20 protein-coding genes are annotated in these 22983 nt (G+C 65.9%); 12 read left to right on the top strand and 8 right to left on the bottom strand.

All coding sequences use genetic code 11. The features are described from left to right. The first annotated feature begins 7 nt into the window (after positions 1 to 7). The 3 genes from gcvPA to J4O76_RS08910 all read left to right on the top strand — a co-directional run bounded on the left by gcvPA (position 8) and on the right by J4O76_RS08910 (position 3772). Positions 8 to 1366, top strand: coding sequence for an aminomethyl-transferring glycine dehydrogenase subunit GcvPA (gene gcvPA / locus J4O76_RS08920; protein ID WP_426281375.1), 1359 nt, complete (start codon positions 8 to 10; stop codon positions 1364 to 1366). Next, on the top strand, positions 1363 to 3024 hold the full coding sequence (gene gcvPB / locus J4O76_RS08915) for an aminomethyl-transferring glycine dehydrogenase subunit GcvPB (protein ID WP_426281374.1): 1662 nt from the start codon (positions 1363 to 1365) through the stop codon (positions 3022 to 3024). Before gcvPA ends, gcvPB begins: the two co-directional genes overlap by 4 nt. Before the next feature lie 223 nt (positions 3025 to 3247). After that, positions 3248 to 3772, top strand: a complete 525-nt coding sequence (locus J4O76_RS08910; RefSeq protein ID WP_426281373.1) for a CcdC protein domain-containing protein — start codon at positions 3248 to 3250, stop codon at positions 3770 to 3772. A 153-nt stretch (positions 3773 to 3925) separates the two neighbouring features. Here the strand turns inward: J4O76_RS08910 and J4O76_RS08905 are convergent, their stop codons facing one another. After that, the gene (locus J4O76_RS08905; protein ID WP_426281371.1) at positions 3926 to 4819 is read right to left on the bottom strand and encodes a DMT family transporter; all 894 of its coding nucleotides are present in this window, start codon (positions 4817 to 4819) and stop codon (positions 3926 to 3928) included. Between the two features lie 86 nt (positions 4820 to 4905). Here J4O76_RS08905 and J4O76_RS08900 point away from each other — a divergent pair, with 86 nt between their 5' ends. Together J4O76_RS08900 and J4O76_RS08895 are read left to right on the top strand one after the other, a co-directional pair. Then, on the top strand, positions 4906 to 6441 hold the full coding sequence (locus J4O76_RS08900; protein WP_426281370.1) for an aminoacyl--tRNA ligase-related protein: 1536 nt from the start codon (positions 4906 to 4908) through the stop codon (positions 6439 to 6441). Between the two features lie 178 nt (positions 6442 to 6619). Next, positions 6620 to 6979: a VOC family protein gene (locus tag J4O76_RS08895; RefSeq protein WP_426281369.1), complete on the top strand. Its 360-nt coding sequence runs from the start codon at positions 6620 to 6622 to the stop codon at positions 6977 to 6979. A gap of 275 nt (positions 6980 to 7254) precedes the next feature. Here J4O76_RS08895 and J4O76_RS08890 read toward each other — a convergent pair whose 3' ends face one another. After that, positions 7255 to 8325, bottom strand: a complete 1071-nt coding sequence (locus J4O76_RS08890; RefSeq protein WP_426281368.1) for a PA0069 family radical SAM protein — start codon at positions 8323 to 8325, stop codon at positions 7255 to 7257. A 43-nt stretch (positions 8326 to 8368) separates the two neighbouring features. Beyond that, positions 8369 to 9061, bottom strand: coding sequence for an outer membrane protein (locus J4O76_RS08885; RefSeq protein ID WP_426281367.1), 693 nt, complete (start codon positions 9059 to 9061; stop codon positions 8369 to 8371). Positions 9062 to 9230: 169 nt separating this feature from the next. On the opposite strand from J4O76_RS08885, the gene J4O76_RS08880 reads away from it, so the two are divergent. Then, positions 9231 to 9413: a hypothetical protein gene (locus J4O76_RS08880; RefSeq protein WP_056057360.1), complete on the top strand. Its 183-nt coding sequence runs from the start codon at positions 9231 to 9233 to the stop codon at positions 9411 to 9413. A gap of 60 nt (positions 9414 to 9473) precedes the next feature. Here J4O76_RS08880 and J4O76_RS08875 read toward each other — a convergent pair whose 3' ends face one another. The 4 genes from J4O76_RS08875 to J4O76_RS08860 all read right to left on the bottom strand — a co-directional run bounded on the left by J4O76_RS08875 (position 9474) and on the right by J4O76_RS08860 (position 13214). Continuing rightward, the gene (locus J4O76_RS08875; RefSeq protein WP_426281366.1) at positions 9474 to 9719 is read right to left on the bottom strand and encodes a hypothetical protein; all 246 of its coding nucleotides are present in this window, start codon (positions 9717 to 9719) and stop codon (positions 9474 to 9476) included. A gap of 311 nt (positions 9720 to 10030) precedes the next feature. Beyond that, a complete protein-coding gene (gene moaB / locus J4O76_RS08870; RefSeq protein WP_056057366.1) occupies positions 10031 to 10558 on the bottom strand; it encodes a molybdenum cofactor biosynthesis protein B in 528 nt (175 codons plus the stop codon). Between the two features lie 5 nt (positions 10559 to 10563). Next, on the bottom strand, positions 10564 to 12435 hold the full coding sequence (locus tag J4O76_RS08865; protein ID WP_426281364.1) for a lytic transglycosylase domain-containing protein: 1872 nt from the start codon (positions 12433 to 12435) through the stop codon (positions 10564 to 10566). Beyond that, positions 12432 to 13214 (bottom strand): uracil-DNA glycosylase, encoded by a 783-nt coding sequence (locus tag J4O76_RS08860; protein ID WP_426281363.1) that lies wholly within the window; start codon positions 13212 to 13214, stop codon positions 12432 to 12434. The genes J4O76_RS08865 and J4O76_RS08860 overlap by 4 nt, the downstream gene beginning before the upstream one ends. A 139-nt stretch (positions 13215 to 13353) precedes the next feature. Between J4O76_RS08860 and J4O76_RS08855 the strand changes: the two genes are divergently transcribed. From J4O76_RS08855 to J4O76_RS08830, 6 genes are all read left to right on the top strand, one after another. Continuing rightward, entirely contained in the window at positions 13354 to 15015 is a 1662-nt protein-coding gene (locus J4O76_RS08855) for an electron transfer flavoprotein-ubiquinone oxidoreductase (protein ID WP_426281842.1), read from the top strand. Between the two features lie 136 nt (positions 15016 to 15151). Next, entirely contained in the window at positions 15152 to 16429 is a 1278-nt protein-coding gene (locus tag J4O76_RS08850) for a tetratricopeptide repeat protein (protein ID WP_426281361.1), read from the top strand. A 327-nt stretch (positions 16430 to 16756) separates the two neighbouring features. Then, positions 16757 to 17701: a 4-(cytidine 5'-diphospho)-2-C-methyl-D-erythritol kinase gene (locus J4O76_RS08845; RefSeq protein WP_426281359.1), complete on the top strand. Its 945-nt coding sequence runs from the start codon at positions 16757 to 16759 to the stop codon at positions 17699 to 17701. A gap of 599 nt (positions 17702 to 18300) precedes the next feature. Further along, entirely contained in the window at positions 18301 to 19374 is a 1074-nt protein-coding gene (gene recA, locus J4O76_RS08840; RefSeq protein WP_056047175.1) for a recombinase RecA, read from the top strand. Between the two features lie 517 nt (positions 19375 to 19891). After that, the gene (locus J4O76_RS08835) at positions 19892 to 20728 is read left to right on the top strand and encodes a class I SAM-dependent methyltransferase (RefSeq protein ID WP_426281358.1); all 837 of its coding nucleotides are present in this window, start codon (positions 19892 to 19894) and stop codon (positions 20726 to 20728) included. A gap of 18 nt (positions 20729 to 20746) precedes the next feature. Further along, positions 20747 to 21370, top strand: a complete 624-nt coding sequence (locus J4O76_RS08830) for a glutathione S-transferase family protein (RefSeq protein WP_426281356.1) — start codon at positions 20747 to 20749, stop codon at positions 21368 to 21370. Between the two features lie 228 nt (positions 21371 to 21598). Here the strand turns inward: J4O76_RS08830 and J4O76_RS08825 are convergent, their stop codons facing one another. Next, positions 21599 to 22936 (bottom strand): dicarboxylate/amino acid:cation symporter, encoded by a 1338-nt coding sequence (locus J4O76_RS08825; RefSeq protein ID WP_426281355.1) that lies wholly within the window; start codon positions 22934 to 22936, stop codon positions 21599 to 21601. Between the last annotated feature and the right edge of the window lie 47 nt (positions 22937 to 22983).

Here is a 22983-nt window from a genome sequence, read left to right as displayed (position 1 = left end):
GACTAGAATGCGCTACCTTCCCCTGACCCAGCCCGACCGTGCGGAAATGCTCGCCGTCATCGGTGCCTCGACCATCGACGACCTCTTCGTCGACGTCCCCGAAGCCGCCCGCCTCGACGGCCCGGTCCGCGACCTGCCGATGCACGCCTCCGAAATGGCGGTCGAACGCCACATGTCGGCGCTCGCGAAAAAGAACCTCACCGCGGGCGAAGCGCCGTTCTTCCTCGGCTGCGGCGCTTACAAGCACCACGTCCCGGCGTCGGTCGACCACCTGATCCAGCGCGGCGAGTTCCTCACCGCGTACACGCCGTACCAGCCCGAAATCGCGCAGGGCACGCTGCAGATGCTGTTCGAGTTCCAGACTCAGGTCGCGCGGCTGCTTGGCACCGACGTCGCCAACGCCTCGATGTACGACGGCTCGACCGCGTGCTGGGAAGCGATCGTGATGGCTAGGCGCATCACCAAGCGGGGCAGGGCGATCCTGTCGTCGGGTCTCCACCCGCATTACGTCTCGGTCGCGAACACGATGGCCAAGTTCACCGGCGACGTGCTCGACACGACCGCGCCCGAATTGGTCGCCGACATGGACCTCGACCAGCTGATCGCGAAGATCGACGACGATACGTCGTGCGTCGTCGTCCAGTACCCCGACATCCTCGGCCGCATCGCCGACCTGCGCCCGCTCGCGGATGCGTGCCACGCGAAGAAGGCGCTGCTGATCGCGGTCGTCACCGAGCCGGTCGCCTTGGGCGCGATCACTTCGCCTGGCGAGATGGACGCGGACATCGTCGTCGGCGAAGGCCAGTCGCTTGGCGTCGGCCTCCAGTTCGGCGGGCCTTACGTCGGCCTGTTTGGTTGCAAGGACAAATACGTCCGCCAGATGCCCGGTCGCCTTTGCGGCGAGACCGTCGACGCGGACGGCCGCCGCGGTTTCGTCCTCACGCTGTCGACCCGCGAGCAGCACATCCGCCGCGAAAAGGCGACGTCGAACATCTGCACCAACTCCGGCCTCTGCGCGCTGGCGTTCTCGATCCACATGACGCTGCTCGGCGAAGCCGGTCTGCGCCAATTGGCCGAAGTGAACCACGCAGGCGCAGTATCCGCCGCCGAGCGCCTGTCGCAGATCCCCGGCGTCGAACTCGTCAACGACAGCTTCTTCAACGAGTTCACGCTGAAGTTGCCCGTCGAAGCCCGCCCCGTGGTCCGCACGCTAGCCGATCGCGGTATCCTCGCCGGCGTGTCGCTCGGCCGTCTTTACCCCGGGCAGGACGCCCTTGCGAACGGCCTCGTCGTCGCCGTGACGGAAACGACCACCGCGGAGGACGTCGAAACGCTTGCGTCCGCACTCCAGGAGATACTGGCATGAGCATCAACCAGAGCGGCTGGCGCCCGACCTCGCCGGAGCAGAATACGAGTAACGTCCCCGCATCGGTAACCGGCAACAAGGCCCTGATGCTGGAAGAAGCGCTGATCTTCGAGATCGGCGACGCGCACACCACCGGCGTAGATTTCGCTGCTCCCTCTCCCCTCCGGGGAGAGGGTCGGGGTGAGGGGCAGCCAAGCAATGCTGCACCCGGAACAGCCCCTCACCCAACCCTCTCCCCGGAGGGGAGAGGGCTAAGCCGCTTGGCCGGCCTGTCGCGCACCGCACCGATCGGCCTCCCCGGTCTTTCCGAACCGGAAACCGTTCGCCACTACACGCGCCTCTCACGCCAGAACTACGGCATCGACCTCGGCTTCTTCCCGCTCGGCTCGTGCACCATGAAGCACAATCCGCGCCTCAACGAGAAGATGGCGCGGCTGCCCGGGTTCTCCGACGTCCACCCGCTCCAGCCGGTCGACACCGTGCAGGGCGCGCTCGAAGTCATCCACCAGCTCGCGCACTGGCTCGTCACGCTCACCGGCATGACCTCGGTCGCGATGAGCCCCAAGGCGGGCGCACACGGCGAGCTCTGCGGCATCCTCGCGATCCGCGCCGCACTCGAAGCCAAGGGCGAAGGCGCGCGGAAGATCATCCTCGTCCCCGAGAGCGCACACGGCACCAACCCCGCCACCGCAGCCTTCGCCGGCTATAGCGTCGAGGACATCCCCGCCACCGCCGAAGGCCGCGTCGACACCGCCGCGCTAAAGGCCCGGCTCGGCCCCGACGTCGCCGGCGTGATGATCACCAACCCCAACACCTGCGGCCTGTTCGAGCGCGACATGCGCGAGATCTCCGATGCGGTGCACGCGGCGGGCGGCTTCGTCTATTGCGACGGCGCGAACTTCAACGCGATCGTCGGCCGCGTCCGGCCAGGCGATCTCGGCATCGACGCGATGCACATCAACCTGCACAAGACCTTCTCGACCCCGCACGGCGGCGGCGGCCCAGGCTCGGGTCCGGTCGTGTTCTCGGAAGCTTTGACCCCCTACGCACCGCTCCCGTTCGTCGAGAATCAGGACGGCCAGTTCGTCCTCGTCGAGGAAGAAACCGCAGGCGAACATCACGCCGGTAGCTTCGGCCGCATGGTCGCGTTCCATGGCCAGATGGGTATGTTCACGCGCGCGCTGACCTACATCCTCAGCCACGGCGCGGACGGCCTGCGCCAGGTGTCGGAGGATGCAGTGCTCAACGCGAACTACATCCTGCGCAGCCTCGACGACACGCTCGACGCACCGTTCGGTCCGTCGGGGCCGTGCATGCACGAGGCGCTGTTCTCGGACTCGGGCCTCGCCGCGGGCTTCTCGACGATCGACATCGCGAAGGGCCTGATCGACGAGGGTTTCCACCCGATGACGATGTATTTCCCGCTCGTCGTCCACGGCGCGATGCTGGTCGAGCCGACCGAGACCGAATCGAAGGCGGCGCTCGACCAGTTCATCGCCGCACTCCGCTCGGTCGCCGAACGCGCGAAAGCCGGCGACCCCAGCCTAAAGACCGCCCCCCACTTCGCCCCCCGCGCCCGCCTCGACGAGACGCTCGCGGCACGCAAGCCGGTGCTGGTCTGGAAGGACCCGGCTCCGCTGGCGCAGGCGGCGGAGTAAGGGAAGCAGGTGATATTCGGGATGTGACGCTTCCACCCGAAGAATAATACCACCCCGGCGAAGGCCGGGGTCCAATTGGGAGACGCTGCTAAGGGATGGCGGCGTGTCGTTATTGCCACCTATCCAATTGAGCCCCGGCCTCCGCCGGGGTGGCAGTTCAAAAATGCCGCCTCTTTTACCTCGGCTGTATTGCTGCCATGCTACACCAACTGAAGGTGATCGCGTGGGGGACGCAATGCAGGCGCACGAAGCACAAGGCTGGATCAGCTACGCGATCACCGCGGTCATTATCGGCATCGTCTTCGCGGTTCGCTGGCGCCGCATGAGCGTGGTGAAGCCGCTCAGGCTCGAACGCCTCTGGGTTTTCCCCGCGCTCTACGCCGCCGTCGCGCTCTACATGTTCGTGATGTACCCCCCGCACGGCCTCGCCTGGCTGTTCTGCGCGCTGGCCCTGGTCATGGGCGCAGTGCTCGGCTGGCAGCGCGGCAAGCTCATGCGGATCACGATCGATCCCGACAGCCACGCGCTCAACATGACGTCGTCCCCGGCAGCGGTGCTGTTCATCGTAGCGATCGTCGCAGTCCGAACCGGCGCGCGCGCGGTGATCGGCGACGGCCACGCGCTCCATCTAGATGCCTTCGCGATCACCGACATGCTGGTCGCGCTGGCGCTCGGCCTGTTCACTACGCAGCGCATCGAGATGTACCTGCGCGCGAAGCGGATGCTGGAGACAGCGCGGGTTAGATAGCGCGCTACGTGCTGATCCTCCCCCGCTAGGGGGAGGTGGCTGGCTCTTGCCAGACGGAGGGGGAGGTAAGGAGCCACGTTGGTTCCGTATCCTCCCCCTCCGTCACCTTCGGCGACACCTCCCCCTGGCGGGGGAGGATCGAGGGGTTCGCCATCAAGCAACCGCCTGCTCCGTCTCTTCCCGCCGTCGCACATGCTCCCGCCACACGATATACAACCCGCTCGCCACGATGACCGGCGCCCCGACCCAGGTCGCCTTCGCCGGCAGCGTGTCGAACACCAGCCACCCCAGCAACGTCGCCCAGAGCAAACTCGAATAATCCATCGGCACCACCACCGACACCGGCCCGAGCCGCAACGACGTCGTCATCGCGATCTGCGCCAGCCCGCCGAAGGTCCCGACGCTCGCCAGACACACCCACGCGACCAGATCATGCGACTGCGCCGCTCGCCCGTAGAACAGCGACAGCGGGAGCAACGAAAGCGCCGAGAACCAGAACACCGTCGTCAGCGCGCTCTCGGTCTTGCCGATCTGCCGCAACAGGATCGACACGCTCGCCGTCCCGAACGCCCCCGCCAGCGCACACCCGGCGCCCCACAACGGAAAGTGATCCCCGCCCGGCTGCGCGACGATCAACACCCCCGCAAAGCCAGTGGCCACTGCCGCCCAGCGATGCCACCCGGTCGGCTCGCGCAACACCAGCGCCCCCAGGATCGTCGCGAACACCGGCACCGTGAACCCGATCGTCGTCGCCTCCGCGAGCGGCAACGCGACGATCCCGTTGAAGGTAAATGCCATCGCCGACAGTCCGACGATCGCCCGCACGACATGCGCCGGCATCCGCTTGGTCGCGATCGAAGGCAGGCCCGGCCCCACGACGATCACCGCCGACACCAGCAGACACGCGCCGAACTGCCGGAAGAACAGGATTTCCGACACACTGGCGCCGTGCCGCTCGGCCAGCTTGATCGCGGTATTCATCAGCGCGAAGATCACGACCGACAGCAACCGCATGCCGATGGCGGGAAGGATGCGGTCGGTGGGCATGCGCGACCCCTACGCAAACCACCGCCGCGTCGCCACCCCCGCAACTCACACGTGACGAACACAGCCACACCCGCTATCCGCACCCCATGATAAAGCGCGCACTCCCCGTCACCCGCGAGGCGGATTTTTCCGCCTGGTACCAGGCCGTCATCTCCGAGGCCGATCTCGCCGAGGAATCCGGCGTCCGCGGCTGCATGGTCATCCGCCCCTGGGGCTATGGCATCTGGGAGCGCATCCAGCGCCTGCTCGACGACCGGATCAAGGCGACCGGTCACGAGAACTGCTATTTCCCGCTCTTCATCCCGCTCTCCTACTTCGAGAAGGAGGCCGAGCACGTCGACGGGTTCGCCAAGGAAATGGCCGTGGTCACGCACCACCGCCTCAAGGCCGATGGCTATGGTCGCCTGATCCCCGATCCCGACGCCAAGCTCGAGGAGCCGCTTGTCGTCCGCCCGACCTCCGAAATGGTCATCGGCGCCGCGTTCGCGCGCTGGATCCAGTCGTGGCGCGACCTGCCCGTGCTGATCAACCAATGGGCCAACGTCGTCCGCTGGGAAATGCGCACCCGCATGTTCCTGCGCACCAGCGAGTTCCTCTGGCAGGAAGGCCACACCGCGCACGCGACCGCCGACGAAGCGCGTGACGAGACGCTCAAGATGCTCGAAGTCTATCGCGACTTCGCGGAGGAATGCCTCGGCGTCCACGTCATCGCCGGCGAGAAGCCCGAGAACGAGCGCTTCCCCGGCGCGGTCGCGACCTATTCGATCGAGGCGATGATGCAGGACGGCAAGGCGCTGCAAGCCGGCACCTCACATTTCCTCGGCACCAATTTCGCGTCGGCGCAGAACATCCGCTTCCAGAATGCGGGCGGCGAGTTCGAGCTGTGCAACACCACCAGCTGGGGCGTGTCGACGCGGATGATCGGCGCGGTGATCATGGTCCACGGCGACGACGACGGCCTGCGCGTGCCGCCGATGATCGCGCCGTGGCAGGTCGTGATCGTCCCGATGATGCGCGACGTCCCCGAGGACGCGGCGATCGTCGAGTATTGCAAGTCGCTCCAGGCCGAACTGGCCAAGCAGTCCGCGCTCGGCGAGCCGGTCCGTGCGTTGCTCGACCTCAAGCCCGCCAAGGCCGCAACCAAGCGCTGGGGCTGGGTCAAGAAGGGCGCCCCGATCGTGATCGAGGTCGGCGGGCGCGACATGGCGGGCGGCAACGTCACCGTGATCCGCCGCGACCGGCTTTACCGTGAGGACGGCAAGCTCGACAGCGTCGCCACACCGCGCGACGCGTTCGTCGGCGAGGTCTCGGGCATGCTGGCCGAAGTGCAGGCGACGCTCCACGTCGAGTCGATGAACCGCGTGAAGGGCAATATCGTCCCCGCCAACGACTTCGCCGCAGTCGAGGCGCATTTTGCGGACGGCGTGAAGAACCCCGGCTGGGTCGACGTGCGCTGGTCGAAGCCGACGGGGGCGGCACTCGACAAGGTCGTCGAGCGTCTCAAGGCGCTCAAGCTCACGATCCGCAACGCACCGATGGGGCAAACCGGGTGCGACGATGGCGCCTGCATCTTCACTGGCGATCCCGCGGTGGAACGCATCCTGATCGGCCGCGCCTACTAGTCGCTGACAAGCTGGGACCGGCGTCACGTCCAAGGCTGCTTACCGGCGCTGTGCCGGAAGTAGCCTTGACACCCGATGCCATAGAGCAACCGAAACGGACCGGTCTGTCGGCTGTGTCGCCATGCTCCGTCTGCTATCATCGCCTTGGCTTTGGCGGGGCGACACTAAGGGGGCGGCTATGGGCGTGACCGGGATCGGCGGCTTCTTCTTCCGGGCAAAGGACCCGGAGGCGATACGTGCCTGGTATGTCGAGCATCTCGGTGTCGGCTCAGTGCCCTATGGATCGTGGGAGACGCAGGCCGGACCCAGCGTCTTCACGCCGTTCGCGGTCGACGCCGATTATTTCCCCGCGGATCGCCCGTGGATGCTCAATCTTCGCGTCAACGACCTCGACGGCCTGATCGCAACGCTCCGCGCGGCCGGGATTGCGGTGATCGCCAATCCCGAGTGGGACATGCCCGGCTTCGGCCGTTTCGCCCGCATCCACGATCCGGAAGGCAACCCGATCGAACTCTGGCAACCCGAGGGCGCTGCATGAGGACGATAAGCGCTAAGTTGGTCTGACGAGCTGCCGGGTTCGTGGCGTACTAGAACTCGACCGGGCGAGCGCCAAGACTTCCCCCCTCCCTGAAAGGGAGGGGCCGGGGGTGGGTTGGCCCAATTGAGCCATGACGGTTCGGACGCGCGGAAGCTGACCCACCCCCAACCCCTCCCTTCCAGGGGAGGGGAGCAGAACGGCACGTCTGACCCGCGTGGGGGATAGCGCGGGGATCGCCCGCCGAGCCATCTACCGCGCATCCGCCAAGCCTTCGCTCAAAACAACTCCCCCTGCGGCCCCCTCGGCGCCCGGAACAGATCACTCCGCAACGCTACCCGCTCCCGGTTCAACCCGTGCTTTGCGCACGCAATCCGGAACCGTGTCCCGAGCAAGTCCGCCCAAGGCCCTTGCCCTTGCATTCGCGTGAAGAAGTTCGGATCGTTATCCTTGCCGCCGCGCAGCGATGCGATCGTCGCCATCACCTTCCCCGCGCGATCCGGAAAATGCTCGTCGAGCCAAGCCCGGAACAGCGGTGCCACCTCATGCGGCAATCGCACCGGAATGAAGAACGCCCGCGTCGCCCCAGCCTCGGCCGCCCGTGCAATCAGATGCTCGATCTCGTGATCGGTGATTGCCGGGATGACCGGCGCGATCGAAACGTAGACCGGCACCCCCGCATCGGCGAGTTTGCGAACTGCCGCCAGCCGCCGCTCCGGATGCGGTGCACGCGGTTCGACGGTCAACGCCACCTTCGGATCGAGCGACGTGATCGACATTGCCACCGCCGCCAGCCCCTTCGCCGCCATCGGCGCGAGCAAGTCGATATCGCGCACCACGCGGTCCGACTTGGTGGTGATCGTCAACGGATGATCCGTCTCGCTGAGCACCTCGATAATACCGCGCGTGATCCGCCAGTCGGTCTCGATCGGCTGGTACGGATCGGTGTTCGTCCCCAACGCCATCGGTGCGACGGCATAGCCGGGCTTCGACAATTCGGCTCGCAGCAAGCCAGCCGCAGACGATTTAGCAAACAGCTTGCTCTCGAAATCGAGCCCCGGCGACAAATCATGAAACGCATGGCTCGGCCGCGCGAAGCAGTAGATGCAGCCGTGCTCGCATCCGCGATATGGATTGATCGAGCGGTCGAACGGCACGTCGGGCGACGCGTTGCGGCTTATGATCGTGCGCGGGGTCTCGACTGTCACCGTCGTCCGAAGTTTCGGCGCGATCCCGTCGATTCCCTCGCGCATGTCCAGCCAGTCGCCATCTGCTTCGGTCTGCGGCAGATTGAACCGCCGGCTCTCGCTATTTAGCGTCGCACCACGAACCGGACGGGCCTGTTTCATGACTTGAAACTAAGCGCCGCCCGGGAACATAGCAAGAACGAAATCAGAAGCGAACGCCGAGCCCCGCAACTACCTGATGCCGGCTGAAATCCAGGCTGGCCTTGTCGGTGCCGTCGGTGATCTCGTAGCCGTTATAGTCGGTGTAGACATATTCGAGCTTGCCGTAGAAATTGCGCCCGAATGCGGTCTGCACGCCTGCGCCGGCATGGAAACCGCTCAGATTGTCCGACACGCGGAAATTGTCCTGGGGAAAGTCACGGTCCGAATAGCCGATGCGGATCTGGCCGTTCGAATAGCCGCCCTTGATGTACAACACCGTGTTGGGGTTCAGCAGGAAGCCGCCGCGTACGCCTGCCGTCAGGTTGCGGCCGGGGGTAAGGCACGTTTCCGGCCCGTTGCCGGGGAAGCACTGCTCGACGCTCGATCCCTCGATGCCGCCATAGACGCCCAGCATCATGTCGGTGTTCACGACCATGTCGTAGCCGAGTTCGCCACCATAGGTGACGCCGCTCTTCCCCTCGCGCACGCTAGCCGAATCGTCCGCGGTCTCGACGTTCAATTCGGTGATCACGCGGTCGTACCCGATGCGCGGCTCGGCACGAAAGCCGCTGACGCCGTCGGTTGCGCCGTAGCCCGGTCCGGCATCGCGACCGAAATCCCGCCCGGTGTCGGACTGTGCGAACGCAGGCGCCGCCGGCGTTGCGGCGAGTGCCGCGATAAGCATGAACTTGTACATTCGACGATGTCCCCTTTGGACCGGCCCCCTGGCCGATCCCACGCCGGGTTCATGGATTCGACGTGCCTTCCAGACGGTTAATTCGGTAGTGAAACATTCGTTTTCGATCTGTTTGCACCGGTGCGAAAGATCGCTCGCAGAGGTGCGGCAGAGCGCCTAGGGCAGAGAGATGACGGAACAGATCACCACGGTGGAACGCGCCTTCGAGTTAGCAAGATCGGGTGCGTGCAACTCGGTCAACGACTTGCGCCAACGGTTGCGGCGCGAGGGGTATGACGCGGTGCATCTCCATCTGCACGGGGCTTCGATCAACAAACAGCTCGTCGACCTGATCCACGCCGCCAAGGGCTGACCGTCTGGTCGTGCATACGCCGCAACGCGGCCCGCCACCCGGCGAGCCGCGTCGCGCCGGTCACTTCTGTGCAAGCTCGATCGACTTCGGCATGTTCAATCCGGCTTCTGACCATTGCGCGGCGGTCTGGCAGGTTTTTCGTCCGATTAGGCTTCCGGTCACAGCGGGTTCGGTCAGGCAATATTGGTGGGTCTTCGCATCGTATTTGAGGACCGTCTGCTGAGGGCGGGCAGGTGCTGCAAAGGCGGGCGCGCTGGCGACGAGTACGGTGGCGAGGGCCAGGCTCTTCAGGATCATCGAGGTCATGGTAGCGTCCTTCAGTAGTTGAGACGCGCCCGGCTGGGCGGTATCTCGACTACTGCATCGACCGTGCCAGTTAGGTAACACAGCAGCACACAGCGGTGAAGGTGTTCAGTCAGCAAGATATTTTCGCCAGTTCCTGACGCAGTTCCGGTCCGTTCTGACTGGTGGGATGCGCCACAACTTGGCAAAAATTGCAGCAAATTGGGAAGGGCGGTATTCGGCGCCCGCCGCTCTTTCGCACGCCAGGCAGGGGGGCAGCAGCTAGCCGGGGACGGGACGGCAGGGGAGCTACCAGCACCCCTCGAGCAAGAGGCTCAGCGCTCCAGCAGCCGCGGCATTAGCTCGACGAAGTTGCAGGGGCGGTGGCGGCTGTCGAGCTGGTCGCGCAGGATGCCGTCCCAGCCGTCCTTCACCGCGCCGGTCGAGCCGGGCAGCGCGAATATGTAGGTGCCGTGCGACACGCAGGCGCACGCGCGCGACTGGACGGTCGAGGTGCCAATCGTCTGGTAGCTGAGCATCCGGAAGAGCTCGCCGAACCCCGGAATCATCTTCTCGGCGACCTGCTCCACAGCTTCGGGCGTCACGTCGCGCCCGGTCACGCCGGTGCCGCCGGTGGTGATGATGCAGTCTACCTCCGGATCGCCGATCCACGCGTGCAGGCGGGACACGATCGTCTCGACGTCGTCCTTCTCGATCCGGCGGTCGGCGAGAACGTGGCCCGCTTCGGTCAGACGCGCGACCAACGTATCGCCCGAGCGATCCTCGGCAAGGCCACGCGTGTCCGACACGGTCAGCACGGCGATCCGGACCGGCAGGAACGTCCGGCTTTCATCGATCGGCATGAAACTCAGTCCGCGCGCGTGACAGTGGTGGATTGCGGACCGACGCTGGCATTCACCGCGACGGTGGCATTCAAGGGCGCCGTGCTGGCACGATATTGCGTGTACGGCTTGGCCGCCAGCCGCACCGCGGTCGCACCCGGCAGGCCGGGGAAGCGGGGCCACATGCCTTGCGCCAGTGCATTGCGGCTGGTCGACGCCTTCTTGCCGCCCTGCGCCTCGTACATCCAGTAATTGCGCAGCACGGTGGTGACGTAGCCGCGCGTCTCCCAATACGGAATGCTCTCGATATACATCAGCGGATCGCCGTTATCGTGGACGATCGCGTTCCAGTCGCCGACCGGGCGCGGGCCTGCATTATACGCTGCGATAACCTTCGGCAGCAGCCCGCCGGTGACGCCCGCCATGTCGCGCAGCCGCTCGAGATGGCGCTGACCGACATCCATGTTGGTGCTCGGCTTGGTCAGCGCCTTCACGTCGATCAAGGTGCCACGCTCACGCGCGAAGTCGGTCGCGGCGGCGGGCATGATCTGCATCAGGCCATACGCGCCGGCCGGGCTCTTGATCGTGTTGCGGAACCGCGATTCCTCGAGCGTGTGCGCGTAGACCAGCGCCTTGTCGATGTGCCAGCCGCTGTCGGGCGTCCAGTTCGGCGTCGGATATCGCGCCTCGGCGGTCGACGTGACCCCCTGCGGGCAGTTGTGCGCGAGCCAGACGGTCGTCGCGGGCAGGCTCAGCGCTTCCGCCACCCGGACCAGGTTGGCGAACTCGCGCGGATCGCCGATCTTCGCCTGCTGGCGGATGACGGTATCGGCCAGGTCGGTCTCGCCAACCTCGACCAGTGCCGCCGCGACGCGGACGTTCGGACGCTTGCCGACGACCTTCCAGTCGCTGGCCACGAGCCCGCCGACCGACGTGCCCTTGTCCTTCATCGCCAATTGCTGGCGCGCGAGCTGGCCGTAGAAGCTCTCGCCGAACTGTGCCGCGGCCTTCAGCCGGCCCTCGATCTTGTCGGGGCGCGAGCAGACCATGTCCGCGCGCGACGCCCAGTACAGTGCCGCCGCACGCAGATCGACGTCGCCAGCGCGTGCCGCGACGCCCTCGAACCCGGTCTCGGCATTCGCGCAATCATTCTGCCGCCACGCCGACAGCGCGCCGACCCAGCGACCCTGCACCGCCCAGTCGCCGACGCCGTCCTGTGCCTTCGCCGCCATCACGCGCGCGTTCACGTCGTCGCCTTGGAGGAAATAGATCCACGCGATCTTCTGCTGCCACTCGGTCAGCGCCTCGGGAGTGAGCCCCGGCGTACTCTCGAGCAGCGACTGTGCCTCGCGGCCCATGTCCGCCTTCACGTAGGGCTGCATCTTCAGCGCCAGATCGGCGGCGATCATGTCGCCCTGCAGGCTCTTGGCGCGGACGCGACGCGGCGCGCCGTCCTGCCAGATCAGCCGCTGAGCTGCGGGCAGGGGAGGGAGGTCGACCGCGCCGCGGGTCGTCGCGAGGCGCGAGATCTGCGCGGCTTCGGGCAGTTCGGGCGCTTCGTTAAGCAGCGCGACCAGCGGCTCCATCTCGACGCGCGGCGAGCCCTTCGCCGTATACATCTCTGCGCGCGCGATCGCGTGCAGCGGGCCGGGCTTCATCGTGTCGAGCCCGATCTGCGCGTCGGTCCACTTGCCGTCGCGGATCGCCGCGAACACCGTCTTGTAGGCCTCGCGCTGGCTGGCATCGAGCTGGTCGGGAATCTGTTCGATCGTCGGTGCGCCGATCAACTGCGTCGTGCCGAGCCGCGCATTACCGCCCGGCTCATCGGCAACGGTTGCCGCCAGAGCCGGAAGGGGGAGGGCGCTCAGCCCCAGAATGATAGCCAGAGTCCGAATCATCTCACACCCTCTTGCGACGTCAGTCCGCGCATCAGCATCTGCAAATCCTTCCAGGCCTCGGCCTTGGCCGCGGGCTTCTCGATCAGAAACCGCGGATGAAAGCTCGCGACCACGCCCGTCTCGTCGGAAGCTTCGTCAGACGCCGAACCGGACCCCGTTTGTCCGGTCTTATGGTTAAATCCGTGTAAACGCCCACGCGCGGCCTGTAATTCCATCCCGAGGATCGCACGGCTCGCCGCATTGCCGAGCAGCAGCAGCCGCTTGGACGCAACCAACCCGATGTGATGCTTGGCGATTTCCGACAGCCGGGCCTCGACCTCGCTCTGGATCCGCCCCGCCGTCGGCCGCTTCGCGCAGACCGCCGCGAGATGCACTTCGTCGCGCGTCAGTCCGATCGCCGCGAGCATCTTGTCGAGCAGCCGTCCCGATGCGCCACTCAACAACGCGCCCGCATCGCCGTCGTCGCGGTCGGGGCAATCGACAAGCACCATGACCGTAGCGTCAGCCGGACCTACGGCAGCGAGCGAAACCCCGCTCCAGTCCGCCTCGGGAACCTCCGCACTGCTCCGCCAGGCCAGGAAATCGGCCAGCAAAAGCGGCATGGCGGACGGTGCCACGACCGGCGCAGCGGGTGCAACGGCCGGTACGACAAGCGGCTCAGGTGCCGCAAACCAGTCGCGCGGGACGTCGTCGACCAGCGTGTCGACGCCAGCCTCGTGCCACCAGTCGAGCGCGCTCGCCGCTGTATTTCGCCAGTCGATGGTTTGGTCCGCCCCCACGGAGTAACCTATGCTGCACGGTTGACGTGGCGGTCAACTCAGGCAATCGCCATAATGGACAAGACGGTGCCCGCCCGAGCCCGAACGAAGGGTGGGGCGCAATGCTGAGGCAAGAGGGGACATCCCCCGGGAGACGATGATGACGACACGTGAATCGATGCCGTACGACGTGGTGATCGTCGGCGCTGGCCCGGCCGGTCTCTCGGCGGCGATCCGCCTGAAACAGCTGGCGGCCGAGAAGGACGCCGAGATCAGCGTCTGCGTGCTCGAAAAGGGCTCCGAAGTAGGCGCGCACATCCTGTCGGGCGCGGTCATCGATCCCAAGTCTCTCGACGAACTGCTGCCGAACTGGCGCGAGGACGGCTGCCCGCTCGCCGAGGTGCCGGTGACCGAGAACCATCACTGGATCCTGACCAAGACGAAGAAGAGCGAGATGCCGCACTTCGTCACGCCCTCGTTCATGCACAACAAGGGCACCTATACCGGCTCGCTCGGCAACCTCTGCCGCTGGCTCGCGGGCAAGGCGGAGGAGCTAGGCGTCGAGATCTTCCCGGGGTTCGCCGCGGCGGAAATCCTGTTCAACGACGACGGCTCGGTCAAGGGCGTCGCGACCGGCGACATGGGCGTCGCGCGCGATGGCACGCACAAGGGCGACTACACGCCCGGCCTCGAACTCCACGCCAAATACACCTTCTTCTCGGAAGGCTGCCGCGGGCACCTCACCAAGGAACTGATCCGCAATTTCGCGCTCGACAAGGACAGCGATCCGCAGGTCTACGGCCTCGGCATCAAGGAGCTGTGGGACATCGATCCCGAACTCCACGTCCCCGGCCGCGTCATCCATACGCAGGGCTGGCCGCTGTCCGAGACCGACGGCTCGAACGGCGGCGGCTGGATCTATCACCAGGCGAACGGCCAGGTCTCGATCGGCTTCGTCACGTGGCTGAACTATACCAACCCGTATCTCTCGCCGTTCAGCGAGATGCAGCGCTGGAAGACGCATCCCGAGATCGCCGCGCTGCTGAAGGGCGCCAAGCGGGTCAGCTACGGCGCGCGTGCGATCAGCGATGGCGGGCTCCAGTCGATCCCCAAGCTCGTGATGCCCGGCGCCGCGCTCATCGGCGACAGCGCCGGCTTCCTCAACGTGCCGCGGATCAAGGGCACGCATACCGCGATGAAGTCCGGCATGATGGCCGCCGAGGCCGCGGTCGAGGCGATCGTCTCGCAGCGTGGCCATGACGAGCTCGCCGCCTATCCCGAGGCGTTCGAGAAGTCGTGGGTCAAGAAGGAGCTGTCGGTCGTCCGCAACGTCGCGCCGCTGGTCAAGAAGTTCGGCGACCTGGTCGGTTCGGGGCTCGCCGGCATCACGATGTGGGCCGAGCATCTGGGGATCAAGATGCCCTTCACGATGCACCACCACCCCGACAACGAAAGCCTGTGGCGCAAGGATCTGGTCAAGCCGATCGTCTATCCGAAGGCCGATGGCGTCCTCACCTTCGATCGCCTCTCGTCGGTGTTCGTCTCGAACACCAACCACGAGGAGGACCAGCCGGTCCACCTGACGCTCAAGGACGCGAGCGTGCCGATCGAATACAACCTGCCGATGTACGACGAGCCCGCGCAACGCTATTGCCCGGCCGGCGTTTACGAAGTCGTCGGCGAGGACACGGCCGATCCGAAGTTCGTCATCAACGCGCAGAACTGCGTCCACTGCAAGACCTGCGACATCAAAGACCCCACCCAGAACATCAACTGGGTCGTACCCGAGGGCGGCGGAGGCCCCAATTATCCCAACATGTAAGCGTCTGTTTATCGCACTCGGTCTCGCCGCGGCGGCGCCCGCCACGGCGGCGCCGGCCGACCTTTCCGCCTATCTGAAGGCCCGCGCCGCCGATGCTGCCGGCGAGACGGGCCTGGCCGCCGCCAGCTACGCTAGGGTGCTGGCGGCATCGCCCGACGATCCCGTCGTCGCGATCCGCGCCTATCGCGAGGCGCTGGAGGCCGGCGACGTGCCGCTCGCGACCCGCGCCGTCGCGGTGCTGAACAAGGCCGGCGTAGCCCCCGCCGACGCCGCGCTGATCCCGCTCTCCGACTCTGCACGACGGGGCGATGCGAAGGCCGCGAGCGCTGCGATCTCCACGTTGTCGAGCGGTCCCCTCGTGGTCCTGGCACCCTCGCTCTATGCGTGGGTCGCACATGCCGAGGGCCGCGACCCCGAACCCTCGCTAGCGACCGCTGCGAAGGACCCCGTCGCCAACCGCTTCGCCACCGAAACGCGTGCGCTGATCGCCGCGGCACCGCGCAGGCAAACGCTGTCGATCGGCGTCTCGCGCCTGCTCGCCCGCCTCGCCAGCGACCTCAGCGCAGGCGAACCCTCGCCACTCTCGATCGCACTGACCCAGGCAGCACTCCGCGCCGACCCGAGTTACGACGCGGCGCGCGTCCTCCTCGCCGATGCGCTCGCCCGCAACAAGCTGGTCGACCGCGCGCTGGTCGTCCTCGACGCCATCGATGCAAAGAGCCCTTCCTCCCCGGCCGCCGCCGCCGAACGCATCGACATCCTCGCCACCGCCGACCGCAACGGCGAAGCGCTTGCCGCCGCCAAGAACCGCGTCGACCAGAAGGGGTCTGAGCCCGCCGACTGGCAACGCTACGCCGACCTGTTGCTGACCACCGGCAACCCCGCCGAAGCCGCGACCTGGTACCAGCGCATCATCGCTACCGACGGAGCGAAGGGTGGCAGCTGGGGCAACTGGCTGCAATATGGCGGCGCGCTCGACCAGGCCGGCCGCTGGCCCGAAGCGCGCGATGCGCTCGAAAAAGCCGTCGCCCGCGGCCCCGCGCAACCGCTCGCGCTCAACTATCTAGGCTTCGCGCAAGTCGAGCACGGCGACGACATCCCCGCCTCGATCAAGCTGCTGGAACGCGCCAGCCGGATCGACCCGACCAACGCCTCGATCACCGACTCGCTGGGCTGGGCCTATCACCTCTCCGGCAACACCACGCGCGCTCTCCCGCTGCTCGAAACCGCTGCGCAGGCCGAACCCACCAACGCCGAAATCGCCGACCACCTTGGCGACGCCTATTGGAGCACCGGCCGAAACTACGAAGCGCGCTACGCCTGGCGCGCCGCCTTGCTGACTGCCGAACCCGCAGACACGCCGCGCATAACCGCCAAGATCGCCAACGGCCTCCCGCCAAAAGCCCGCCGCTAGAACCGCTCTCCCGCTGGGAGAGGGAAGGGCCTCGCAGGCGTGGGAAGGGTGAGGGCAAGGTGAGCTTACGCCGAAGGGGCCGTTTCGCGAGATCACCACTAATTCCGAGCACCCGCGGAAGTGATCGTGACAACGCCAGCAACTAGCGAGGTGTGCGGCATCCCCTCCCGTCACCCTGACGAAAGTCAGGATCCAGAGCCAAGCACGGCACCAATCGTTACCCTGGATCCTGACTTTCGTCAGGATGACGCGCTTAAACCCGCAGACATCACGCGTATTACGCTAAGCTGCGCTAGACCCCTTCGCCGCCAAACCCCGAGACCCCCAATGCCCGCCATCATCGAACCCGCCCCCGCCAAGATCAACCTGGCCCTCCACGTCCGCTGCCGCCGCCCCGACGGCTACCACGACCTCGAAACGCTCTTCGCCTTCGCCACCGACGGCGACCTGATCACGGTAGCACCCGCCCAAACCAACAGCCTCACCATAACCGGCCCCTTCGCCGCAGCACTCCTCCCCGCCCAAAACACCACCCCGATCCCCAACACCACCCCGGCGAAGGCCGGGGCCCAATTGGAGTCGGACAATGACGAAGCACCGCACTCGTCCAGCGCCACTACAGGCGCCGCCCCCTGGCAAGGCAACCTCGTAACCGCCGCAGCGGACGCCTTCACCACCGCCTTCGCCCCAAACGCCCACCACGCCATAACCCTTGAAAAGCACCTCCCCATCGCCTCAGGCATAGGCGGAGGCTCAGCCGACGCCGCCGCCACGCTCCGCGCGCTGGCCCGCCTCCACGGCATAGCCCGAACCGACCCCCGCCTCCACGAAATCGCCGCAAAGCTCGGCGCAGACGTCCCCGCCTGCCTCGCCAACCGCACCACGCTAGGCACCGGCAAAGGCGACACCCTCACCACCCTCGAAGGCCTGTCCGGCACCCCCCTCCTGCTCGTAAACCCAGGTGTCGCGGTCTCCACCGCCGCCGTCTTCAAGACCTGGGACGGCCACGACCGAGGCCCGATCCCCGAAGGCAATCTTCTCGACCGTGCAAAAGCCGGCCGCAACGACCTAGAACCCCCCGCGCTGACCCTCGCTCCCGTGATCGCCGAAGTCCGCACGCTCCTCGACGCAGCCCAAGGCACCCTCCTGTCGAGAATGTCCGGCTCCGGCGCCACCTGCTTCGCCCTGTTCGAAACCCCCGAAGCCAGAGACACCGCCGCCACCGCCGCCCAAGCCAAAGACTGGTGGATCCTCGCGACAAAGCTCGCCTGATTGATCGTCGCCAAAATGCAGGCATCTGACGGTCGACCACGTCAATTGGCACGACCCGTCATCCTGACGAAAGTCAGGATCCAGGGCGGCAAACGAAACCGCTGGTCACAACCAGTTCTCGACACCATCAACGAGTCGATCGCCGCCAAGCCCGCGCTCGAACAACCAGGACCGTTCTCGACCAAACTCCGCCCGGCGTATTTCGCAACCCCGACGTGTTCGGCACTTATTCCTTCGAACATGTGTAAGTCCGCAGTCGTACGGCACCACGCCCTCGCCTTGTTCTCCCGCGAAGGCGGGAGCCCAGTCTGGATCCCCGCCTTCGCGGGGAGACATGTCTTACTTACGCGCAAGGGACAGCCGCCGCCGTGTTCAGAGGCCAGCGCTCCGCGTACTCAATGGTCGACGAGCGCGGAACGGCGCATGCTCACCAAGCCCCGCATGACTAGGCTTGGCAACCACCCGCGGGCGTTACCAAACGTACACCTTTTTCCGGATTACCTATCGTTCCCCACTTGTTCCAAAAGAACAAAGAGAATACATGGTGTTTGACGCGTTGAATGGCACGCGCGCTTGCTTTAGCGATGGGAGCATATTCGATGGCCGCTAATCTGAAAGTGATCGACACCGGCATGGCAACCGCAACCAACGACCGGCAGAAGGCGCTCGACGCCGCGCTCGCGCAGATCGACCGCGCCTTCGGCAAGGGCTCGGCAATGCGCCTGGGCTCCAAGGAAACCATGCAGGTCGAGGTCATCTCGACCGGCTCGCTCGGGCTCGACATCGCGCTCGGCGTCGGCGGCCTGCCGCGCGGCCGCGTGATCGAGATCTACGGTCCGGAAAGCTCGGGCAAGACCACGCTCGCGCTCCACGTGATCGCCGAAGCGCAGAAGGGCGGCGGCACCGCGGCGTTCGTCGATGCCGAGCACGCGCTCGACCCGGTCTATGCCAAGAAGCTCGGCGTCAACATCGACGAGCTGATTGTGTCGCAGCCCGACACCGGCGAGCAGGCACTCGAGATCGTCGACACGCTGGTCCGTTCGAACGCGATCGACGTGCTCGTCGTTGATTCGGTCGCAGCGCTAGTGCCGCGTGCTGAAATCGAAGGCGAGATGGGCGACAGCCATGTCGGCCTCCAGGCCCGCCTGATGTCGCAGTCGCTGCGGAAACTGACCGGCTCGATCAGCCGCTCGCGCTGCATGGTGATCTTCATCAACCAGCTTCGCATGAAGATCGGTGTCATGTACGGCAACCCGGAGACGACGACCGGCGGCAACGCGCTGAAGTTCTACGCCTCGGTCCGCCTCGACATCCGCCGCATCGGCGCGATCAAGGCAGGCGAAGAGGTCACGGGCAACCAGACCCGCGTGAAGGTCGTCAAGAACAAGGTCGCGCCGCCGTTCAAGCAGGTCGAGTTCGACATCATGTACGGACAGGGCGTCTCCAAGCTCGGCGAGATTCTCGATCTCGGCGTGAAGGCGGGCCTCGTCGAGAAGTCGGGCGCGTGGTTCAGCTACGACAGCGTGCGCCTCGGTCAGGGTCGCGAGAACTCGAAGACCTTCCTCAAGGACAACCCCGAAACCGCCGACCGCCTCGAAAAGCAGATCCGCGCGCGCACCGACAAGGTCGCCGAGGAAATGATGGCCGGCCCCGAAGAAGGCGACGACGCGTAACCCTACTTTCCCTCTCCCTCAGGGGAGAGGGACCCGTTGCCTCCGCAATGGGAGGGTGAGGGCACGCGGGACGTAGTGTCCAGTGCTTGGCTCATGGTGGCCAAGCATGTGCACGGCGGACGGTTCAGACGCGTAGCGAACTGAAACCGTGCCAACCTATCCCTAACACCACCCCGGCGAAGGCCGGGGCCCAGTTGGCATGATGCAGCAATAGAGGCCCGCGCCAGGCCAAGCTCGTTCGAGTCGGCAACTCACATTCGACGTCGAGCCTGCTTCCCCTTGTTCTTATGCTTCCCTGTTCTCACGCGAAGGCGGCAGCCCAGTCTGGATTCCCGTGTTCGCGGGAAACAACGCTAATGATGTCAGTATGCTCGCCTACATCGGACCGCAAAACACCGCGTCACAAATACCGCGCCAGCGTCTGCACTTTGTGCACTTCGGACCCAATGTACCGATTATGTGAGGCCCTCTAGACCGTCCAATCGTCCCCCCGCCCGAGTATGAAACGGATCACCGAATGACCACCGCCTACGACTGGACCGGCAGAATAGGCGACGTCTGGGCAGAGGAATGGCGCCGAACCGACCGCAGCTTCACCAACCTGACCCCGCATTTGAACGCAGCGATCCTTTCCGCCGCCACCCCCCAAACACGCAAGGTCATCGACATAGGCTGCGGCGCCGGCGCGACCTCATTAGCCACCGCGCAAGCGCTCCCGACCGCGCAGATGACTGGCATAGATCTCTCACCCAGCCTGATCGAGATCGCCAGACACCGCGCCAAAACCCAAACCAACGCCAACTTCGAGTGCGCGGACATCATCGCCGCCGCCCCGAACCACGCCCCCATCGACCTCTACGTCTCCCGCCACGGCGTCATGTTCTTCGCAGACCCCGTCGCCGCCCTCACCACTTTGGCCGAAGCCGCCGCCCCAGACGCAACGCTCGTCTTCTCCTGCTTTGCCGACCGCGCCGCCAACCGCTGGGCCACCGAAATCATCACCGCGACCGGTGGCAATGCAGACGCTCCAGCAACCACCGCACCCGGTCCCTTCGCCTTCGCCGACCCGACCTACGTCGCGAGCATCCTCAAGCAATCCGGCTGGCACGTCGCGTCACCCGAGCGTGTCGAATTCGCCTACCGGGCAGGGGAGGGCACCGACCCCGTAGCCGACGCGATCGACTATTTCCGCCGCATCGGTCCAGCAGCCTCCGCCATCCGCGACGCCGCCCCCGAGGAACGCGAGCGCCACATCGCGCGTCTCACCCAGGTCTGCGACCGGTACCGAAGCGGCGACACGGTGGAATTCCCCGCCGCCGCCTGGATCTGGACCGCGCGCAAATCGGCTGATTAGACCAACAGGGGAGCCCGCATGATCATCGTCCACCACCTCGAAAACTCGCGATCGCAGCGGATCCTGTGGATGCTCGAGGAACTCGGACTCCCCTACGAGATCAAGCGCTACGAGCGGAACAAGCAGACGATGCTCGCCCCGCCCGAGCTCAAGCAGGTCCACCCGCTCGGCAAGTCGCCGGTGATCGAGGATGACGGCCAGGTGGTCGCCGAAACCGGCGCGATCGTCGAATATCTCGTCGACAAGGCGGACGGTAAGCTCGGCGCCCCGGCCAACCGCGCCGACGCGCTGCGGTACCGGTTCTGGCTCCACTATGCCGAAGGTTCGATGATGCCGCCGCTGCTGCTGAAGCTCGTGCTCGCGCGCATCCCGATCCTGGGCAAGGCGGCGACCAAGAAGATCCAGCCGATGATCGACGTCCATCTCGACTATGTCGAAGCCGAACTGTCGAAGCGCCCCTGGTTCGCCGGCGCCGAGATGACCGCCGCGGACATCATGATGAGCTTCCCCCTCGAAGCCGCCCGCAGCCGCGGCGGCCTCAACGAGTCCCGCCCCGCGACGATCGCATGGCTGGCAAAGGTTCACGCGCGCCCAGCGTATCAGGCCGGCCTGAAAAAGGGCGGCCCCTACGCCTACGCTTGAGGGCTGCAGATCGGAAACTGCATTGAGGATGAGAACGCAACCCCCCCTAAACACCACCCCAGCGAAGGCCGGGGCCAAGTTGGAAAGGTTGGACTAACGAGGGGCGGCGGTCACCATCGGCGTCTCCCAACTGGACCCCGGCCTTCGCCGGGGAGGTACTTCTTCAGTGGACCGCCAGCATAAAAGGGCATCTTTCAAGGCTCATCGGTTCAACAGCGCCGTCCAACCTCAAACCTGCCCCGGCCCGATCTTCTCGTAACTATCCACGTCCACCCTCGGCCCATGCCCCGTCGGCGCATGCGGAAAATCCCGATCGGCAGGCTCGCGCTCATCGAGCCCACCCTCCCACTTCGCCACCACGGTCGCGGCCACCGCATTCCCGATCACGTTCGTCGCCGAGCGCCCCATGTCGAGGAAATGATCCACCGCCAGGATCAGCAAGATCCCAGCCTCCGGGATCTTGAACATCGACAGTGTCCCCGCGATCACCACCAGCGACGCGCGAGGCACCCCCGCGATCCCCTTCGACGTCACCATCAGCACCAGCAGCATCGCGATCTGCTGCCCGATCGGCATGTGGATGCCGTACGCCTGCGCGATGAACAGCGACGCGAACGTCATGTACATCATCGACCCATCGAGATTGAACGAATAGCCGAGCGGCAGCACGAAGCTCGCGATCCGCGGGGGCACGCCGAACCGGTCGAGCGCCTCCAGCGTCCGCGGATATGCCGCCTCGGACGATGCCGCGGAGAACGCCAGAATCAGCGGATCGCGAATATACCGCACCAGCAACCGCGTCCGCGGACCGATCAGCAGGAACGCAATCCCGATCAGCACCGCCCACAGCAGCGCCAGCCCGATATAGAAGCTCAGCATGAAATAACCGAGCTGGCCGAGGATGGTCGGCCCCCGCTCGGCAAGCGTCGCGGTCACCGCCGCAAACACCGCGAACGGTGCGAACCGCATCACATAGTTGGTGATCTGGAGCATCACCGCGACCAGCGCTTCGATCGCCTTGACCAGCGGCGCGGCCTTCTCGCCGACCGCGGTGATCGCGACGCCGACGAACACCGAGAACACGACGATCTGGAGGATCTCGTTGCCCGCCATCGCCGCGATCATCGAATCGGGGACGATGTGCGTGATGAACTTGGCGAGATCGAACGCCGCGCGGTCGACGCCACTCGACGCGGTCGCCGGCGGGATCGCGAGCGCGAGGCCAACGCCCGGCTGCAACACGTTGACGAGGATCAGGCCCAGCGTGAGCGACAACAGGCTCGCGCAGATGAACCAGCCGAGGCTGCGCAATCCGACCCGCCCGAGCGCACCGGTATCGCCCATGTGCGCGATGCCCACGACCAGCGTCGAGAACACCAGCGGCGCGATGATCATCTTGATCAGCCGCAGGAACAGCGTTGTCACGATCGAGAAATAGCCGGCGATGTCCTTCAGCCGTTCGGCGGACTCGGCCGTGCCGTTGTCGATCGACGCGTTCAGGATCCAGCCGACGACCATCCCCGCGACGAGGCCGAACAAGATGTAATAGGTTAGCCGCTTGGCCATTAATCGCTCCCGAGAAGTGCGGACAGGGAAGGGGATTGCGGCGCCCG

Origin of the sequence: Sphingomonas sp. NFX23, from assembly GCF_049887795.1 — a bacterium.
Lineage (GTDB): Bacteria > Pseudomonadota > Alphaproteobacteria > Sphingomonadales > Sphingomonadaceae > Sphingomonas.
This window is presented reverse-complemented; position numbering and strand designations above follow the sequence as displayed.

Excerpts from the sequence above, each read along its gene's own strand:
- gcvPA (WP_426281375.1), top strand. The coding sequence starts at position 8 with ATGCGCTACCTTCCCCTGACCCAGCCCGACCGTGCGGAAATGCTCGCC.
- gcvPB (WP_426281374.1), top strand. The coding sequence starts at position 1,363 with ATGAGCATCAACCAGAGCGGCTGGCGCCCGACCTCGCCGGAGCAGAAT.
- J4O76_RS08905 (WP_426281371.1), bottom strand. The coding sequence starts at position 4,819 with ATGCCCACCGACCGCATCCTTCCCGCCATCGGCATGCGGTTGCTGTCG.
- J4O76_RS08900 (WP_426281370.1), top strand. The coding sequence starts at position 4,906 with ATGATAAAGCGCGCACTCCCCGTCACCCGCGAGGCGGATTTTTCCGCC.
- J4O76_RS08895 (WP_426281369.1), top strand. The coding sequence starts at position 6,620 with ATGGGCGTGACCGGGATCGGCGGCTTCTTCTTCCGGGCAAAGGACCCG.
- J4O76_RS08890 (WP_426281368.1), bottom strand. The coding sequence starts at position 8,325 with ATGAAACAGGCCCGTCCGGTTCGTGGTGCGACGCTAAATAGCGAGAGC.
- J4O76_RS08885 (WP_426281367.1), bottom strand. The coding sequence starts at position 9,061 with ATGTACAAGTTCATGCTTATCGCGGCACTCGCCGCAACGCCGGCGGCG.
- J4O76_RS08880 (WP_056057360.1), top strand. The coding sequence starts at position 9,231 with ATGACGGAACAGATCACCACGGTGGAACGCGCCTTCGAGTTAGCAAGA.
- J4O76_RS08875 (WP_426281366.1), bottom strand. The coding sequence starts at position 9,719 with ATGACCTCGATGATCCTGAAGAGCCTGGCCCTCGCCACCGTACTCGTC.
- moaB (WP_056057366.1), bottom strand. The coding sequence starts at position 10,558 with ATGCCGATCGATGAAAGCCGGACGTTCCTGCCGGTCCGGATCGCCGTG.
- J4O76_RS08865 (WP_426281364.1), bottom strand. The coding sequence starts at position 12,435 with ATGATTCGGACTCTGGCTATCATTCTGGGGCTGAGCGCCCTCCCCCTT.
- J4O76_RS08855 (WP_426281842.1), top strand. The coding sequence starts at position 13,354 with ATGACGACACGTGAATCGATGCCGTACGACGTGGTGATCGTCGGCGCT.
- J4O76_RS08845 (WP_426281359.1), top strand. The coding sequence starts at position 16,757 with ATGCCCGCCATCATCGAACCCGCCCCCGCCAAGATCAACCTGGCCCTC.
- recA (WP_056047175.1), top strand. The coding sequence starts at position 18,301 with ATGGCCGCTAATCTGAAAGTGATCGACACCGGCATGGCAACCGCAACC.
- J4O76_RS08835 (WP_426281358.1), top strand. The coding sequence starts at position 19,892 with ATGACCACCGCCTACGACTGGACCGGCAGAATAGGCGACGTCTGGGCA.
- J4O76_RS08830 (WP_426281356.1), top strand. The coding sequence starts at position 20,747 with ATGATCATCGTCCACCACCTCGAAAACTCGCGATCGCAGCGGATCCTG.
- J4O76_RS08825 (WP_426281355.1), bottom strand. The coding sequence starts at position 22,936 with ATGGCCAAGCGGCTAACCTATTACATCTTGTTCGGCCTCGTCGCGGGG.